We start from the raw sequence: 17670 nt of genomic DNA, 5'->3' as shown, positions 1-17670 counted from the left end.
ATCCATAAGTATCCGATGGAATACAAGGAATATCTAGGAATTAGCGACCGCGAATGGTATAGCAAATCCTATTACAAAAAGTTGATCAAAAGTGGCCAGCTAGAAGAGGAGTAAATCCAGAGTAATGAAGGAATTGAGGAGTAAGGAATGAAAAGAACCAGTTTATTTGGAGCTGACTTCGAAGACAGTAAGAAGATCGTAACCAGTGGCAAGTTTTCACTGACTGCAGGGATGCCAAATCCCATTCATATGGGCCAACTTAATCGGCTCTTTACAGTTGTTTTTTGTATGTTTATCTTTTTTGGTGTTATAGGATATTTTATATCCATTCATATGCCAAGTAACATCGGTTTAGAAGGTGAAGTATATTATATATCTTATGCTTCAACTGCTTTGATTCGATCTATGGCGGCATTTTTAAAACCTGTTAGTCTGCTATTCTACTTAACCTATCTATTTGCTTCTATTCCAGTTTTTTGGCCGAAAAAGCGCTTGAGCAGTCAGGTCTTTACCTATTTCCCTCTCTATTTTCCATGGGGAACTTCCGCATTTTTAGCAGTCTTCTACTTAGCAAGTGCTGTAGCCTTTGATGCCTATACTCTGCTGGGGTTCTGGCTTCAGTTGATTGTGGGAATAGCTCTCTTTTTCTGGATAATTGTCAATAGTATTCAGAATCTCAAGAGACGATTGAATGATGAGGAACCAAAGCCAATTCTGAAGAAAGTCCTGTTGATGACACTAGGAATGATGGCCCTTCTTTTTCCTGTATCTCTAGTTTATCATTTGGTAAATAAGCTACCAGTTTTGTGGTATTTTTATCCTTTAGGCTTGTTGTTAATTGTTTTGTTTGTTGTATATGCTTATTTAGTAGTATTACTCATCGATGCCCACATTGTGCAAGCCTATTATATCCATAAGTATCCGATGGAATACAAGGAATATCTGGGAATAAGTGATCGCGAATGGTACAGCAAATCCTATTATAAAAAGTTGATCAAAAGTGGCCAGCTAGAAGAGGAGTAGTGGGAGATGAACCGTCAGTCAGAAGCATTAAATAAGGAATATTTTCAAGCGCTAGGTTCTACGCGAGCTTCTGTTAGAATGTTGAGTTTGGCCTGGGCTGGTTTGTTTGTATGGAGCATCGACCTGACTCATCTATACTTTTTTATCAAGGAGCAATTCACAGTAGATCCCTTTTCGAATGTCCCTTTTCTTTTTCTATGTCTCCTTCTATTGCTCATCCTGGTCTGTCAAATCATGTCATTCAGCAAACCATTCATGTACAAGCATCAACTCTTGAGTACGGTGATGCTCTTTGTACTGATCAACGGGATCCATCTCTCATTAGTTTTAATGGATTATATTCTCACTATTTTAACGAATGAGGTTTTAAAAGATTCGCTGATCTACTCGCTGATGTATTGGTTGAGTTTCACTGTTTTATTTTTTAGTTTGACGGTTTATAATGTTAGCTGGTTAAAAAAGCAATTAGGACGAGGTTTTTCAGAAAAACGAACTGTTGGGAACTCTATCGCCGCCTCTAGTGTCTATAGCAAATCCTCCCTCTGGATTATTTTCGGAATCACTGTGTTAGGCGGAGGGTTGGCTAGTTTATCTGGTTATTATGTGCAAACATTTGGGATTGTGAGCAATATCGTCTTTACTTCAGCTTTTTCAAGATTAATCGTTGAAGTTGGCTATCTCCTTTATCTGAGAAGTAAGGATAAGACCTATTGGGAAGAAGGACCGAAGGAAGATCAGAGTCAGTTCTTCTTGAAAACCATAGATCTCAAAAAGGCCAAACACCGCTTGACTACAGAAGTTGTCTTATTTTTGACTCTAGCAGTGTCTTTAAAACTATTGAATTTAGATGCCGAAAATAGCCCAAGTTGGCTCATAGCAACCATAAGAATTTTTGGATATGCAATTCTTTTGGATGCTACGGTCAGTTTTGTTTTTTATCAGATTAAAAAGAAGAGATAGGGAGAACATGAAGAAGAAACGATTATTAATTTCACTGTTTATAGTTTTTTGCCTATCTTTTGCTGGTTTTCAGTACTATAAGCATCAACGGATACATAATATTTTTGATGAAATATATTATGAGGAAAGTGATTATCACAATTATACTTTTCTCTGGAATGGTAGAGCTTTTTATCAGTTAAAAGGTTTAAAAATCGTCGACAATGGATCCCAAGATTTGTATAAATACGCTATTTATTACGAAAGTGTAGATTTACCAAGTACTATTCATTCTCTAGGATATAATTTTTATTTTAACTTTCAGGGTACGACAGAGGTTGAACTAGAAATGCGTTTGAGAATACCAGATACAGAGACAACTATTAATGTTGAATACATCTATAATGTAAACAATCAACATTTAGAACGATTTATGTGGTACTATGATGATGAGAGTTCAGGATATTTTCTCCAGTCTCAAGTAGATGCCTTTCTGGCGAAGCATGGAAAGACTGTTGGAGATATTCGCAAGGAAGCAGATGACGTACTCCGCAATAAAGTCCTGAAAGATTGGACCTCAATCTACTCCAGTCGTTTTAGCTCAAAGAATTGGGGCGATGTGACCGTCAAGGATATTTGGAGAGAGGATCTTGGAGCAGATTAAATAGAAGGTACATAAAGAGTAGGAATCGCTTTTATGACAGTTTAAAAATGAATCTTAAAGTGTGACTACCCATTCAAGTTGCAAGAAAGGAAGACAGATGATAACACCCCTGATTTTTATTATTTCTCTCGTCTTATTTTTACGTCGTTTTAAAAGCAAACGTTCACGAAAGATCATTGGCTTCTTATATGCTTCCTTTGCGGTTTGGTTTGTTTATTCGATTTTTACTTATGGGAGCTACACCCTTCAGCCTGGTCAAAGTGTTCAATTGAGAGTTTATCCCAATACGGACCAGCTAGAGTATAATTCGGAACTCCATTTTAAAAAATTAGATGATACGAAGTTAAAATTGTCCGGTCGAAAAGGTTGGGGGATGAAAGATAGTAATATAGTCTATAGTGTTGAAAAGCAAACAATAACGGAGCTCATTTTTTTAAAAGACAAAACAGAGCGTAAAGACTTACCGAATGATAAAAGTAAGGGCATCTATTTAGAAAACGATGGAATAGTGGTTCAAGGGGAAGTAGAGGAAGTATTTGGGGTGACGGAACGAAAGCCCTACAAGATCACCATCACCAATGTAGACGATAAACCGGCCCACTTTAAAGCGCAAGTGGTGGATCGGTAACTTTTTAGAAATTATAAACAGTTGATCCACAAGTGCCTCGTTCTAGTTGCAAGAAAGGAAGACAAATGATAACACCCCTGATTTTTATTATTTCTCTCGTCTTACTTTTACGTCGTTTTAAAAGCAAACGTTCACGAAAGATCATTGGCTTCTTATATGCTTCATTTGCAGTCTGGTTTGTTTATTCGATTTTAACTTATGGAAACTACACCCTCCAGCCTGGTCAAAGTGTTACATTAAAAGTTTATCCCAATACGGACCAGTTGGAGTATAATTCGGAATTGATTTTAGAAAAGAAGGATGATCAAAAAATCAAATTATCTGGAATGACTGTTTGGTCTGAACAATTTGGTGATGTGTTATTTGAAGTAGAAGGACAAAAGGTCGTGAAGATAAGTGATACTGAAAGTGGTTCTAAGGAGCTTCCTAACAATCAACAGGATATTCAATTGGTAGAAGATGGGATTGTGATCACCTTCATAGGCGAGAAAGTTTTTGATGTCACGAATAATAAGAAATTCACCATCACCATCACCAATGTAGACGATAAGCCAGCCCACTTTAAAGCGCGAGTGGTGGATCAGTAAACTGGACCTCCATCTACTCTAGTCGCTTTAGCCCAAAAATTAGGGGTGATGTGACCATGAAGGATATTTGGAGAGAGGATCTTGGAGCAGACTAGTGACATGTCTCAATCTGAGTTGCTGAGGAGGAATGAGGGAGCAGTGCGTGTGAAAAACAAAAGAGAACAATTTAATAAATGGAATCTAGGATGTTCTGGAGTAGTTGCAATTGTAGCGATTGTGTTTTCCTATTATATTTATTTGTATTTCAAAAATGCGAGTTACACCTTGAAACCAGGCGATTCCATAGTTTTAAAAGTTCCGACCTCAAAACAAAAAGAATTTTCCCCCAAATTATATCTATCTAAGATTTCTGGAGGGAAATTAGAATTATCTGGGAAAACCTCATGGTGGCAGCGTGGAGAAGGAAACCTTGTAGGGACGAATTATGATGTTTTGAAGCAAGAAATTAGCGAAACCTACTCATCATCAAGTAATATCCCAACAAAAATAATCAAAAATGATCCAAATAATAGTATCTATTTATCAAAAGAAGGTGCCGTTCTTCAATCTAAAGAATCTTGGGAATTTGAGATTCCAAACTCAAAACAAATAAAAATCACGAATATTTCAGACAGAGATATTAGATTTGAAGCGCAGGTGACAGGTGAATAGAGGAACAGCCAAAAGGGAACTTGAACTTTTGGAGTTCTATGGTTGAATGTGTCAGTTGTTCTAGAAAGATTAGGTTTGTAGATAAGAAGTTGTAAATAATGGAATTGAATCATCAAATTTTTGGAAAAATAAACTATAACTATGGTTGGATACAAGATATTACGGTAACTATTTTTGGTAAGAAGTCTGTCTTAGAAATGAATATTGACGCAGATGCTGATGGAGAATTTGAAGTCAATCAAGAAAGAGCATATATCTTTTTTAAAGAGCACTTAGATGAAATTATCAACGAAACGAATACTGCCATTGTGTCGTACTATAATAGTGAAATAGCAGATATTGTTTCGGGTTACACCAATATCAGAGCAAAACAATATTTTTTGGATAAAATTGGAGATGAGGAACAAATTTATTCCCTGTTGACACCCAAACAAATTATGTTCCCTTTGACTTTTGATGAACATGTTGAAGAATTTGGTTTTATATGTGATTGTGATTGGGACAAGGAAAACGGAGTAGGGATAAAATTTACCAATGGTATTCTGTCTGAGATTGGATCTCAAGACATCCTTCTATAGATATTTCTTTCTCCTATAACTGACTAGTTCAAGAAGAAAACGGATTACTCTAACCACCTCTGAGGTAGTTTTCTTTATGACTTGATCAAAGCTGGTACATATAGTTTATGGTATACTAGAGGCAGAGTGAAACGTAAATAGGAAATTAAATCGGAGGATAAAATGGATCAACGGATGAATGAGAAGATTGCATTTTTAAATCGATACACGCTATCATCTGAAAAGAAAGTGGAGTTTATAACCGACAAATCAACGATTTTGAATGCACCGATTCCAGAATATTGGAAAGCGGCATTTCTAGCCGATACTTTGGAAGATAGAAAATCAGTTGTTTTAGGAGAATGGCAGAAATATCTTGCAAGGGAATTGAGCAATACTATTCTTTATCTACAAACAAATCTGACTGACATTGAGTTGATGAGAATTGGAGAAGAGTATTCTATTTTATATACCGTTCTTGGTTTCAAAACTAAACAGGAGTTTTTCTATGAAGGGAAAAATCCAGTAACTGAACAAGAACTTAAAGAAAAGATAAAGAATCCGATAGAAAAGATTGATAATAGTATTATTGACTTCTATACGAAAATTCATAACGGTTTTTATGATTTTACTAGTAAGAGTATGGGATTAGATGCTTTGGAAGTCATTGATCCAGTTTCTGATTTTGAATGGGAATATGAAGACCAGCTGGAGATGGATTTGACCTCTTGCTATAACTTTTTCAGTAACGGGATGGGGACCTATGTAGTACTTGATTTGACCCAAGATCTGGAGACAGGAGCTTATCTTTGGTCCACCAAAGAGTTTCCCAAAGGAAATTTAAACTTTTGGGATATCATCGATGAATGGATCATCATCGGACTAGATTTTTAGAAAGAATGTAGCGCTATGTAGGCGTGGAAGAGGCAAGCTACAAGCTATAGCTTAAGTGGCTAGAAAGAGGAAAACATGCTAGAAAACTTTATAAAAGTGGCAGACATGCCCCAAGAAGTTATTGAAAAATACAAGGACCAAGTCCCAGCTGAGTTGCTACAGATTTGGCAGGAAGATGGTCTGGGAACCTTTTTAGATGGTTATCTAAAAGTTATCAATCCAGATGACTATCTAGAGCTTCTCCAAGATAGTTATTTCAGAGGAGACGTCGCTTTTCCTATGTTCGTAACAGCATTTGGAGATATTATTACTTGGGAAGAGAATGAATTTGTTGGTATTGTAAAATATAACGTTCAAGACTGCGACATTATTATAAAGAGCTTGAAATATTTCCTTCAGTATTTAGATAACTCATATGTGACTGATAACTTTGAACTTGATTTATATAGACAAGCTGTGTCAAAACATGGTGCTCTGTCTTATAACCAATGTTTTGGTTTTGTCCCGCTCCTGGCATTAGGAGGCTTTAAAGATGTGGATCATATGGATAAAGTCAAAGTCCTGGAGCACATTTATCTCATGTACCAACTCACAGGCGGAGTGATGGACGATTGATAAAAAAGGAACCACCTTCGAGGTGGTTTTCTTTTGGTTTGATCAGATGAGGCTGCTGATAACTCAAGATCAATAACATTAGCGTTCATCTCTTGCCATAATTGACAGGCAGAGTCTACGTAACCTTTGTACTCTTCGTCAATTGAAGCAGCAGGGATGAAGAGTATATTTTTTCCTTCGACCTTTTTCTTAATTAGTTTACCTGATTTTAAAAAATTTGAACACAAAAATAATGCCATGTTATTAACTTTTTCCTCTTAATACACTGAAAAAATGGTAATGAAGATATTAAAGATTATTAGTTATCATTTTCTCTCTTTTGCATAGAGAGAAACTCTTGAAGGAATAGTTTTTTAGCCTCTCCATCTGATGAAGTATCTAAATCCTCGATAATCATTCTGGCTACCTCTTCGCGTGAGGTTGTTCCGTACTCTTCTAACAATTTATAATCAATTCGTTCTTCAACGTTTGTATATGGGTAACGAGCAAGTAAGTCATCGATACGATTATCAAATTCATATTCAGTCCATAACTCTTCAAAGACATCCCTATAATTCTCTATATTAGAATCTGAAGCAATTAAAGATAATGTATCCAGAAAGCCAGATTTATATCCTTTTATTTCTGAACAAAGAGCGATGACTTCATCTTTATTAATTTTGGTTAAATCTTCTCGGATGTCTAATAAGTCCTTATCTCCAAAAAGTTTTTCAAAACCTTCAAGTTGAGTATTGAAGCTGCTTAATTTTGAATGCTCTGGTTGAACCAATATTTCTCTAAAATCCATAATAATCTCCAAATTTCTCTAAATAAAATATTAGAGTGTCATGAATAGACACTCTTGGAATGGAAGCTAAAAGTCAAATTAACTTGGAAAGGCTTACATATAAATATTATACATTTTATAAAAGTATACGTCAAATTTTATAAAAAATTCTCTATAGAATATAGTATTTTAAAAAAATTTTTTAAAAAAGCTCAAATTTCTATCGAATAGATACTGATATACCATCTTAAAATTAAACACAAAATATAATAAAGTGAATTTTTTATTCATTTTGTTGGTGAACGAGATAGAACAAATAATATAGAAAACAAACAAAAATAAACACGCTTTTATAGATATATAAACAAATGAATATATAAATTAACCTAAATTAAAATGTTGTGAAAACGCAAACAATCTTACTATATAAAGGTTTATTGTCGTATAAGAATATTTATGCTTTTTAAAAATACTCAAGCATTTTAGTTGACTTTGTTTGGGTAAAGGGTTATAGTTATATTAATCATAGAAAAATATTTTGGAAAAAATATCCGAAATAAGATTTTAGCTAAAATTCTACTATTTATTTTATCAATCCAAATTGATAATATTATTAATCAATGGAGATAGATAATATTTAAATAAATATTCTTTGATTTAGAAAGGTGGCCCATTATGCTATGGTCTATTATTGTAGGAGGCCTTATTGGTCTCATTGCAGGAGGAATTACTAAAAAAGGTGGTTCAATGGGTATCATTGCTAATGTTTTAGCAGGTTTAATTGGTTCATCAGTTGGACAATCCCTTTTGGGCACTTGGGGGCCATCTTTAGCAGGTATGGCATTGCTTCCTTCAATTGCGGGAGCTGTCATTGTTGTTTGTGTAGTTTCATTCTTCTTAGGGAAGAAGGAATAAATTTCTTTTTTCAAAAATAGATCATAATCTTTATAACAGGAAAAGATTATGATTTGATTCTATTTGTGAAAAGATTCCATATTTTGAAATCACAGAAGAAAAAGGCAACTAAGTAAAAGATGCAGTTGATATAAAATAAATTACAGATGGAGGTAATAGTATGTCTACAGAAGAAAAAATCAATCAAGCAAAAGGCGCAGTCAAAGAAGGATTCGGTAAATTGACTGGCGATAAGAAAACAGAGAAAGAAGGAGCTGCTGAAAAAGTAGTTTCTAAAGTTAAAGAAGTCGCAGAAGACGCAAAAGATGCTGTTGAAGGAGCAATCGAAGGCGTAAAAAATATGATTAAAGGTGACGATAAATAGTTGATAATAGTCATCTTTTAGTCCCTAATGACGCATTCTAATTAGCTCCACTATGGAGAATAGAGTGCGTTTTTGATTTTGTGAGATTAATTTGCTATTGTAACAGACATTTTTAAAAATTGCTGTTATCATAGATATTTTCGTAGTATTCCTGTAATGGTATTTTGTTATAACATAAACAATTAAGGAGGTATTACAATGAATAAAATATTGATTCTACTATTTTTAACGATTTTGAGTATGCCTTTAATTTCATGCTCTAATCAAAGAAATCAGACTTTGGATGGGGAATATTATTGGGTTAGTGAATCTAGAAATGAACGAGCATTTACTATCTCAGGAAATAAAGGGATACTTGATAGTAGTGTTGCTGACAACTTTGTAATTGATCGAAAGAATGAAACAATTGAGTTAATGGGCTCGCAAATGTTAAACCGTACAACAAGTTATATATATGAAGATGGTGTCTTTACTGTAGATATCTCTGGTGTAGAGCGTGATTATTATAAGAAAGATAGTGAGGCTTATAAGAAGGCACTGAAGGATTTAGATGAAAATTGACCACAATAATTAATCTTTTCTTTTGCTCTTGTCATTTAACGCTTATCCTATACAAAGGTATTAAGCGTTTTTATATTGTGTATCTCCTAGGTCAAGAATTGACTCTCAGTTATCCTAGTGTGTACTAAATCTGACAAAATTGACAAAATTACATAAATTTGATATAATAAATTTATATAAGGATTTGAATCAAATTACTGCAACTAAGAAAGATCCTTTAAATAACAAGCTAGCCTTGTTGCTTGCTGTAAAATAGAAACAAGTTGTATCAATAGAAAGTGAGAATACTATATGAGAATAACAAGTTTTAGAGATATGGACACCACTGAAGATTTTGAATTTGTAGAAGAAAAAATGGGAGAGTACTTCCGTTGGGGGATTGCTGATTTCTATTCGCTTCAACAAGCAACTTACTGGATTGGGGATATCTTGAGAAAAGAACCCAGCGCTAATTTTGAAGTAAGAGCACGACTTTCAGAAGGTGATGATGTAGATGAATATGAAAGAATCGTGTTGTACGAAGGAGACCAGTGTTTTGATTCTTGGTTCTTGAAAGAGAAAGCAAGTTTCATGGCACCATATTCTATGATACTATTTCTCAATAAGGATACAAATGTGGCGTATGCTATTGAGAAAAATGAATTTGATGAGCCTGGTCATGTGAAATATTTATGTGAGATAAGAAAATAGATGAGGCTGGGACACAAAAGTCCTGGCCTCTCAATTGTCTTTGGATTATCGAGTAAGACGCAGTGGTTGAGTGGGCTCTACTGCGCTGATTTCATCAGCTTATACAGCCCTACTCAACCGTGCGGAGGTGGGACGACGAAATCGAATTCTAACGAATGACCGATTTCTGTCCCACTCTCTAAATTTAGTTATTAGTATGTTGACAATTTTATTTTTCAAAACCTCTTGATAAGAAGAAGGCGACCGACCATAATATAGTTATGGAAATCAAACATAATAAAATACTTGTATTACTAATTATTAATCTCTTCTTGATTGTGCTGGTTTTATTACATACCCAAGAATGTAATAAAACAGTTTGAGCAGATAATGTTTTACTAGGAGCATTTACTTTTCCTGTGGATTTATTTTAATCAAACGAGTCTGAGACATCGTTTTGTCCCAGACTCTTTTTTGAGTTGTGAGCTCTGTTTTATAGATTCCACTGCTTGAGGGAAATTTCTCCGCTATTGAGCCAGATTTCTTCTTGATTTTCTAACTGGACCAAGAGTTGGCCGGTATCGGAAATGTCTTTAGCGAGGCCCTGATAAGTCTGTTGGTTCTGCTCAAAAGTAACGATTCGTCCTAAGACCAGGGAGCGCTCTTTGTAGAGGTAGACCAGTTCATCGATATCCGTATGAAGAAATTCCCTCCAAATCTCGCTGATGAGGTCATTGCGGGTGATGGGACAAGGGCCTTCAAATAAGGAACCAGCCTTATTTTTTAGCTCATCTGGAAAAGTAGGGATAGCCAAATTGAGACCGACTCCGATAATGACATCCGTGACAAGGCCAGTCTCAATGGATGTAATAGCTTCGGTTAGGATTCCCCCAATTTTCTTATGGCGATAGTAAATATCATTGACCCATTTGATATCGACATCGATCAGGGTCAGGTTTTTAATAGCCTTGTAGATGGCTCCTGCGACCATGAGGGTATAAGGGGGGAGCTCCGCAGGTGGGAGTTGGGGCTTGAGATGAAGAGACATATAGATGCCACCTTGATTGGGAGAGTAGTAGTCGCGACCAAAGCGGCCCTTTCCAGCAGATTGGGATTTGGCCAGGTAGAGAGCCCTGCCCTCTTTATGGGCTTCCATGCCTAATTTTGCGTCCAATTGGGTAGAATGACATTCTTCATTCAAAGTAACGGTCAACTGGGTATTGCTTGCGATGACCTCAGGAAGCAGAATATCGCCTGAAACCAGTCTATAGCCCTTCTTTTTTAGGGATTCGATGACGACCCCATCTTTTTCCAGGCGCTGAATAGCCTTCCAGATGGAGGTGCGGGAAACGCCTAATTCTTTTGCCAACTGTTCCCCGTTGACATAATCATCTGCCTGAGAAAGGGTTTGAAAGAGGATTTCGTGTGTTTTCATAAGACTAAGACCTCCTAGCGACTGCTGTCTCGAATCGTCAGTTTGGTGGCTAATTTGACCATGCAGGGAACACTTGGTTGACTCCCTTGAAAGGCTTGCCGCAACATCTGAATGGCTTGCTTGCCCATTTCTTCTGTGTAGACGGTCACTGTAGAGAGGGCAGGAAAGACATACTTAGCAATCGAGGTATCATTGAAGGAAATGAGACTGACGCGATCAGGCACAGCGATTTGGTGCTCCTGAAGGGACCGAAGGGCCCCAACAGCTATGGCATCACTGGCCATGAAAAAGGCAGTTGGTAAGTCGTCGCCCAGTGCTTGAATCAGCTGCTCCATCATCTGATAGCCTGACTCAGTTGAGAACTGACCGACAGCGACAAAGCGCTCCTCATAAAGCCCTTTTTCCGTGAGAAACTGTTGAAAGACTCGTTGACGAGGATCCATCTGAAGCGGTGTCGCATCTGCGGTCTCTTCTTGCCCAACCAAGAGTCCGATCTCCTTGTGGCCATGCTCAAGAAAATGCTCGAGAGCGGTGATAACAGAATCTTCTAAATCTGTCGTCACGCAAGAATGCCCCAGATAGAGGGTATTGCTATCGACAAAGATCAGGGGTTTGCCGTAGCTTTCTAGATCTTGAATGGTCTTGGGACTGAATTTCCCAAGAGCAATAATGCCGTCTGCCTCCTGAATCAAAGACCAATCGTCCTTGTTAAAGATACGAAAGATCTCATAGCCTAATTCCTGGGCTTGTTTCTCCAAGCCCATCCGAATGGCATAGTAGTAGAGGTCCTCTAATTCTTCTTCGCGCGTGTACCATTCAAAGATGACGATTTTATGAGAATCTTCGACTGGTTGAGCCGCTGTTTTGCGACTTTTCTTTTGGTAATGCAGGTCCTCAGCGATGCGAAGAATCCGACTTCGCGTGTCTTCACCAACCGATAAGGTCGCATCCTGGTTGAGGACGCGAGAGACCGTTGCCTGAGAAACGCCTGCTTTTTCTGCAATGTCTTTAATCGTTGCCATGGTTCATCCTTTATTGATTTCTACTTCCAGTATACTCTAAATACTAGTAAAAAGAAATAAATTTTTACTAAATTTTATGTTTGCTGCGATATTGGCTAGGAGTCAGGTGGCTATAGGCCTTAAAGGCCTTTGAAAAATAGAGGGGATCTGAAAAGCCAACAGAGTAAGCCACGATCTTGATGCTTTCGTCTGTATTGGTCAGTAACTGCTGGGCCCGTTGCATGCGGACCGAGTGCAGGAATTCTTTGGGAGAGATTTGGTGAAACTCTTTAAAAACAGTTGTTAGGTAGGAGCGATGGACATTGAGGTCATCAGCGATCTCTTGAATACTGAGATGTTCTTTAGCGTAATACGTCTCAATCACATGCTTGCAAGTCAGATAGAGTTGATAGGTTGGAGATGGATGGCTCCGATGGCTATCAGGTGCCACTTCACTGATAAGAAATAGCAGTTCATAAATCTGAGAGAGAAGGTGGAGTTGGTAGTGCGAGGTCATCTTTGAAGCCTCTGCCTTGTGGACGAGTTGCTCCATAAACAGCCCGATCCGCTCTGTGTCCACCTCATTTTTCTTTAGAAAGCCTTTGGCATGTAAGGTTGAAAAGCGCATGAAATCACTCACCTTGGTGCCGCTAATCCCAATCCAGTAGTAGGACCAAGGATCTTCTGCGTCTGCCTGGTAGTAGGTCACCATATTTTTAGGGAGAAGGAAGAGATCCCCGGCTTCTAAATGGATTTCATTTTTATTGATGTGAAAGACACCTTTTCCCTTGGTGATAAAATGCAGAACAAAATTGTCTCGAAAGCTAGGACCAAATTCATAATTCTTGGGGCAATCTTCGTAGCCGTAAAAATCAAGGGCTAGATCAATAGTGTCGGTTTGGTATTCTGAAAAGACTAACATAGGTAAACCTCCTACCTAACATTTTACCATATAAGCCCAACAAAATTCTATTTTCGAAAGCGTTTACAACAGGTAAAATAAAGACATGTGAAAAAAAGAAAAATATTGGAACTAAATATAAAAATACATAGTGATATTTTTAGGGTCCAATGGAGGAAGATATGGCAATTCGTATCGAACAAAATTTGTTCTATGTAGAAAGTAAGGGACTGAGCCTCATCCTTGAAAATCGAGATGGCTACCTGATGCTCAAGCATCTAGGGCGCCCAATTCCGTCCTATCATTTTTCCAATACGGTTCATGAGAAGGACCATGCTTTCGCTGGAAATCCAACACCTGACAATCGAACTTTTAGTCTAGATACCCAGCGACAGGTCTTGGGCCAGCACGGACTAGGAGATTTTCGAAAACCGTCTATTCAGATCCAGCACGGCGTTACAGAGGTGACGGATTTCCTTTATGTCGGAGCCAATATCTACTCTGGTAGTGTTGAGGCGACCGGTCTTCCGAACCCTCACTCAGTAGATAAAGCCGAAACCTTAGCACTGGTCTTTGAAGATGATCAAGCGGCCTTGCGGTTGACCCTCTACTACACCGCCTACGAGGATCGGGCAACCATCACCAGCTTCTCAAAGATTGAAAACTTGAGTGATGAAAAGGTTGTAATACACAAGGCTCTTAGTGTGTTGGCCGATCTGCCAGCCACTGATTACGATATCATCACTCTGCAAGGAGCCTATGCGAGAGAAAAAACAGTCCGCCGTCAGCAAGTGGAGCAAGGAATCTTCTCCATCAGCTCCAACCGAGGTGCTTCTGGACACGCCCAGACCCCGGCCCTCATCCTTGCCGATCATGAAGTGACTGAAGATGCGGGCTCCGCCCTGGCTTTCCAACTGCTCTACAGTGGGAATTTTGAAGGATTTGTTCAGAAAAATCAACTCAATGAAGTTCGGGTTGGACTGGGGATCAATCCTGAAAACTTCTCTTGGGAATTGGAACCAAATCAGAGCTTTGATACGCCAGTAGCAATGATCAGCTACTCACATGAGGGCTTGACCGGTCTCAGTCAAGAGAGTCAAGCATTTGTCCAAAACCATATCATTCCTAGCCAGTTTGCCCATAAAGAACGTCCAATTCTTATCAACAACTGGGAAGCGACCTACTTTGATTTCAAGAAAGACAAATTATTGGAGCTAGCAGACGAAGCTCAAAAAGTGGGGATCGAACTCTTTGTTCTTGATGATGGCTGGTTTGGCAATCGTTATGATGACAATCGGGCCCTTGGTGATTGGACCGTCAATGAAGAAAAATTAGGTGGAAGTCTAGCAGAATTGATCCAAGGCATCCATGACAAGGGACTTCAATTCGGCCTTTGGGTGGAGCCCGAAATGATTTCTGTTGATAGCGACCTCTACCGGGCTCATCCGGACTGGGCTATTCAAGTCCCAGGCTACGAACACACCTATTCACGGAATCAACTGGTGCTTGATTTCTCAAATAAAGAAGTGGTAGCTTATATCAAGCAGGTCTTGGATGACTTGCTTGGAAACCATGAGATCGACTATATCAAATGGGATATGAATCGCAATATCACCAAGCTTGGAAATGGGAAAACCTACCTGGAAACCAAGATGCAATCCCATGCTTATATCTTGGGTCTCTATGAAGTGGTTTCGTACTTGACGGAGAAATACGAGCACATCCTCTTTGAATCTTGCTCTGGTGGTGGTGGTCGCAATGACCTGGGTATGATGCGGTACTTCCCACAGGTCTGGGCGAGTGACAATACAGATGCCATTGCCAGACTTCCAATCCAGTATGGATCGAGTTATCTCTATCCAACTATTTCTATGGGAGCTCACGTGTCAGCGGTGCCAAATCACCAGATGGGACGGATCACACCACTAGAAACACGTGGCCATGTAGCCATGATGGGAAATCTAGGCTATGAATTGGATCTGACCAGCCTTTCTCAAGAAGAGTTGGATCGGATCGCAGATCAAGTTGCTCATTACAAAACGATTCGACCCCTTGTCCAATTCGGAAAACACTACCGCTTGATCAATCCAGGTCATGGTAGCAATCAAGCAGCCGTCCAGTTCACTTATCAAGATCGTACGGTTGTAACCTATGTACGGGTCTTATCAACGGTTGAGGAGATCGAGCCGACTCTGAAGCTCAAAGGTTTGGAAAAAGATGCGCTCTATAGCTTAGAAGGGACCAACCAAGTCTATTCAGGAGCTGAGCTCATGTATGCCGGCTTAACCGTCGTTCTTCCTCAGGGAGATTTCCTCACGAAACAATATGTTTTTGTCAAAAAATAAAAGGAGACAGCCAAATGAAATGGTATAAAAAAATCGGACTTCTTGCGACAACAGGCTTAGCCTTGTTTGGGCTCGGTGCTTGCTCCAACGATGGAAAATCGGCGGATGGCACAGTGACCATCGAGTATTTCAACCAGAAAAAAGAAATGACTAAAACTTTGGAAGAAATCGCGCGTGATTTTGAAAAGGAAAACCCAAAGGTCAAGGTCAAAGTTGTCAATGTACCGAACGGTGGTGAAGTATTGAAAACACGTGTCCTCGCAGGAGATGTGCCAGATGTGGTTAATATTTACCCACAGTCCATCGAACTACAAGAATGGGCAAAAGCAGGTGTCTTCGAAGATTTGTCCAATAAAGACTATATGAAACGCGTGAAAAATGGCTATGCTGAAAAATATGCAGTGAACGGAAAAGTCTACAACGTTCCCTTTACAGCCAATGCTTATGGAATTTATTACAACAAAGATAAATTCGAAGAACTGGGCTTGAAGGTTCCTGAAACCTGGGATGAATTTGAACAGTTAGTCAAAGACATCGTTGCCAAAGGACAAACACCATTTGGAATTGCAGGTGCAGATGCTTGGACACTCAATGGTTACAATCAATTAGCCTTTGCGACAGCAGCAGGTGGAGGTAAAGAAGCCAATCAATACCTTCGTTATTCTCAACCAAATGCTATTAAATTGACTGATCCGATTATGAAAGATGACATCAAGGTCATGGATATTCTTCGCATTAAAGGTTCGAAGCAAAAGAACTGGGAAGGTGCTGGCTATACAGATGTTATCGGAGCCTTCGCGCGTGGGGATGTCCTCATGACACCAAATGGCTCTTGGGCGATCACAGCGATCAATGAACAAAAACCGAAATTTAAGATTGGGACCTTCATGATTCCAGGAAAAGAAAAAGGACAAAGCTTAACCGTTGGTGCAGGTGACTTGGCATGGTCTATCTCAGCTACTACCAAACATCCAAAAGAAGCCAATGCCTTTGTGGAATACATGACCCGTCCAGAAGTCATGCAAAAATACTACGACGTGGACGGATCTCCAACAGCGATCGAAGGGGTCAAACAAGCAGGAGAAGATTCACCGCTTGCTGGGATGACCAAATATGCCTTTACGGATCGTCACTTGGTCTGGCTGCAACAATACTGGACCAGTGAAGCAGACTTCCATACCTTGACCATGAACTATGTCTTGACAGGTGATAAACAAGGAATGGTCAATGATTTGAATGCCTTCTTTAACCCGATGAAAGCGGATGTGGATTAGGAGTAGACAGACTATGAAAAAAGTATTACAAAAATATTGGGCATGGGCTTTTGTGGTCATTCCCCTCTTGTTACAAGCAATTTTCTTCTATGTGCCGATGTTCCAAGGAGCCTTTTACAGTTTTACCAACTGGACAGGTTTGACGTATAACTACAAGTTTGTCGGCTTGAACAACTTTAAACTCCTCTTCATGGATCCAAAATTCATGAATGCGATTTTCTTTACCGCGATCATCACCATTGCCATGGTGGTTGGTGAGATTGCACTTGGGATCTTCATTGCGCGTGTCTTGAACTCTAAAATTAAAGGCCAAACCTTCTTCCGTGCTTGGTTCTTCTTCCCAGCTGTTTTGTCTGGTTTGACAGTGGCTTTGATCTTCAAGCAACTCTTCAACTACGGTCTTCCAGCGATTGGGAATGCTCTTCACATTGAGTTTCTCCAAACCAGTCTTTTAGGGACTAAGTGGGGAGCGATCTTTGCGGCTGTCTTTGTCCTTCTTTGGCAAGGGGTGGCTATGCCCATCATCATCTTCCTAGCTGGTTTGCAATCGATTCCAACTGAGATTACAGAAGCAGCAAGGATCGATGGCGCGACTAGCAAGCAAGTCTTCTGGAACGTTGAATTGCCTTACTTGCTACCAAGTGTCTCTATGGTCTTTATCCTAGCCCTAAAAGGTGGGCTGACTGCCTTTGACCAAGTCTTTGCCATGACCGGTGGTGGTCCAAACAATGCCACAACCTCACTTGGGCTCTTGGTTTATAACTATGCCTTTAAAAACAACCAATTCGGTTATGCCAATGCCATTGCCGTAATCTTGTTCTTCTTAATTGTAGTGATTTCGATCATCCAATTGAGAGTATCTAAGAAATTTGAAATTTAAG

The 17670-nt window shown here is 38.9% G+C and carries 21 protein-coding genes; 16 read left to right on the top strand and 5 right to left on the bottom strand.

Features of this window, described 5'->3' with window-relative positions:
* Positions 1-147: 147 nt before the first annotated feature.
* The 9 genes from AB5Y61_RS09545 (at position 148) to AB5Y61_RS09505 (ending at position 6558) form a co-directional block, all read left to right on the top strand.
* Positions 148-1023 (top strand): beta-carotene 15,15'-monooxygenase, encoded by an 876-nt coding sequence (locus AB5Y61_RS09545; RefSeq protein WP_368403979.1) that lies wholly within the window; start codon positions 148-150, stop codon positions 1021-1023.
* A gap of 255 nt (positions 1024-1278) precedes the next feature.
* Positions 1279-1983, top strand: coding sequence for a hypothetical protein (locus tag AB5Y61_RS09540; protein WP_368403978.1), 705 nt, complete (start codon positions 1279-1281; stop codon positions 1981-1983).
* A 7-nt stretch (positions 1984-1990) separates the two neighbouring features.
* Entirely contained in the window at positions 1991-2626 is a 636-nt protein-coding gene (locus tag AB5Y61_RS09535) for a TipC family immunity protein (RefSeq protein WP_368403977.1), read from the top strand.
* Between the two features lie 97 nt (positions 2627-2723).
* A complete protein-coding gene (locus AB5Y61_RS09530; protein ID WP_368403976.1) occupies positions 2724-3254 on the top strand; it encodes a hypothetical protein in 531 nt (176 codons plus the stop codon).
* 65 nt (positions 3255-3319) lie between these two features.
* The gene (locus tag AB5Y61_RS09525; RefSeq protein WP_368403975.1) at positions 3320-3841 is read left to right on the top strand and encodes a hypothetical protein; all 522 of its coding nucleotides are present in this window, start codon (positions 3320-3322) and stop codon (positions 3839-3841) included.
* Positions 3842-3940: 99 nt separating this feature from the next.
* Positions 3941-4492, top strand: a complete 552-nt coding sequence (locus tag AB5Y61_RS09520; RefSeq protein ID WP_368403974.1) for a hypothetical protein — start codon at positions 3941-3943, stop codon at positions 4490-4492.
* Positions 4493-4590: 98 nt separating this feature from the next.
* Positions 4591-5070: a DUF6985 domain-containing protein gene (locus AB5Y61_RS09515; protein WP_368403973.1), complete on the top strand. Its 480-nt coding sequence runs from the start codon at positions 4591-4593 to the stop codon at positions 5068-5070.
* A gap of 162 nt (positions 5071-5232) precedes the next feature.
* Entirely contained in the window at positions 5233-5943 is a 711-nt protein-coding gene (locus tag AB5Y61_RS09510) for a hypothetical protein (RefSeq protein ID WP_368403972.1), read from the top strand.
* A gap of 75 nt (positions 5944-6018) precedes the next feature.
* The gene (locus AB5Y61_RS09505; protein ID WP_368403971.1) at positions 6019-6558 is read left to right on the top strand and encodes a T6SS immunity protein Tdi1 domain-containing protein; all 540 of its coding nucleotides are present in this window, start codon (positions 6019-6021) and stop codon (positions 6556-6558) included.
* Here the strand turns inward: AB5Y61_RS09505 and AB5Y61_RS09500 are convergent.
* Together AB5Y61_RS09500 and AB5Y61_RS09495 are read right to left on the bottom strand one after the other, a co-directional pair.
* Positions 6516-6797, bottom strand: a complete 282-nt coding sequence (locus AB5Y61_RS09500) for a Type 1 glutamine amidotransferase-like domain-containing protein (RefSeq protein WP_368403970.1) — start codon at positions 6795-6797, stop codon at positions 6516-6518. The two genes, AB5Y61_RS09505 and AB5Y61_RS09500, sit on opposite strands and share 43 nt — an antisense overlap.
* A gap of 59 nt (positions 6798-6856) precedes the next feature.
* A complete protein-coding gene (locus tag AB5Y61_RS09495; protein ID WP_349977175.1) occupies positions 6857-7345 on the bottom strand; it encodes a hypothetical protein in 489 nt (162 codons plus the stop codon).
* A 654-nt stretch (positions 7346-7999) separates the two neighbouring features.
* Here AB5Y61_RS09495 and AB5Y61_RS09490 point away from each other — a divergent pair.
* The 4 genes from AB5Y61_RS09490 to AB5Y61_RS09475 all read left to right on the top strand — a co-directional run bounded on the left by AB5Y61_RS09490 (position 8000) and on the right by AB5Y61_RS09475 (position 9854).
* Positions 8000-8239, top strand: a complete 240-nt coding sequence (locus AB5Y61_RS09490; RefSeq protein WP_003007835.1) for a GlsB/YeaQ/YmgE family stress response membrane protein — start codon at positions 8000-8002, stop codon at positions 8237-8239.
* A gap of 160 nt (positions 8240-8399) precedes the next feature.
* Positions 8400-8603: a CsbD family protein gene (locus AB5Y61_RS09485; protein ID WP_247919620.1), complete on the top strand. Its 204-nt coding sequence runs from the start codon at positions 8400-8402 to the stop codon at positions 8601-8603.
* 198 nt (positions 8604-8801) lie between these two features.
* The gene (locus AB5Y61_RS09480; protein WP_368403969.1) at positions 8802-9164 is read left to right on the top strand and encodes a hypothetical protein; all 363 of its coding nucleotides are present in this window, start codon (positions 8802-8804) and stop codon (positions 9162-9164) included.
* A 291-nt stretch (positions 9165-9455) separates the two neighbouring features.
* On the top strand, positions 9456-9854 hold the full coding sequence (locus AB5Y61_RS09475; RefSeq protein ID WP_049472585.1) for a hypothetical protein: 399 nt from the start codon (positions 9456-9458) through the stop codon (positions 9852-9854).
* A 472-nt stretch (positions 9855-10326) separates the two neighbouring features.
* Here the strand turns inward: AB5Y61_RS09475 and birA are convergent, their stop codons facing one another.
* The 3 genes from birA to AB5Y61_RS09460 form a co-directional block, all read right to left on the bottom strand.
* Entirely contained in the window at positions 10327-11268 is a 942-nt protein-coding gene (gene birA / locus AB5Y61_RS09470; RefSeq protein ID WP_368403968.1) for a bifunctional biotin--[acetyl-CoA-carboxylase] ligase/biotin operon repressor BirA, read from the bottom strand.
* A 14-nt stretch (positions 11269-11282) separates the two neighbouring features.
* Positions 11283-12290 carry a LacI family DNA-binding transcriptional regulator gene (locus tag AB5Y61_RS09465; protein WP_368403967.1) on the bottom strand — a complete coding sequence of 336 codons (1008 nt, stop codon included), beginning with the start codon at positions 12288-12290 and terminating at the stop codon, positions 11283-11285.
* A gap of 67 nt (positions 12291-12357) precedes the next feature.
* Positions 12358-13191, bottom strand: a complete 834-nt coding sequence (locus AB5Y61_RS09460) for an AraC family transcriptional regulator (RefSeq protein WP_368403966.1) — start codon at positions 13189-13191, stop codon at positions 12358-12360.
* Between the two features lie 161 nt (positions 13192-13352).
* Between AB5Y61_RS09460 and AB5Y61_RS09455 the strand changes: the two genes are divergently transcribed.
* The 3 genes from AB5Y61_RS09455 to AB5Y61_RS09445 are packed head-to-tail and all read left to right on the top strand — an operon-like array spanning position 13353 to position 17669.
* Complete coding sequence (locus AB5Y61_RS09455; RefSeq protein WP_368403965.1) at positions 13353-15515, top strand: alpha-galactosidase; 2163 nt, start codon at positions 13353-13355, stop codon at positions 15513-15515.
* Positions 15516-15529: 14 nt separating this feature from the next.
* Positions 15530-16789 carry an extracellular solute-binding protein gene (locus AB5Y61_RS09450; protein WP_049472579.1) on the top strand — a complete coding sequence of 420 codons (1260 nt, stop codon included), beginning with the start codon at positions 15530-15532 and terminating at the stop codon, positions 16787-16789.
* Between the two features lie 13 nt (positions 16790-16802).
* Positions 16803-17669, top strand: a complete 867-nt coding sequence (locus AB5Y61_RS09445) for a carbohydrate ABC transporter permease (RefSeq protein ID WP_368403964.1) — start codon at positions 16803-16805, stop codon at positions 17667-17669.
* Position 17670: the final 1 nt, after the last annotated feature.

It is taken from the genome of Streptococcus parasanguinis (assembly GCF_040908565.1).
Classification (GTDB): domain Bacteria; phylum Bacillota; class Bacilli; order Lactobacillales; family Streptococcaceae; genus Streptococcus; species Streptococcus parasanguinis_AC.
Note: the sequence above shows the minus strand (reverse complement) of the source record. Positions and strands in the feature narration are given on the sequence as shown.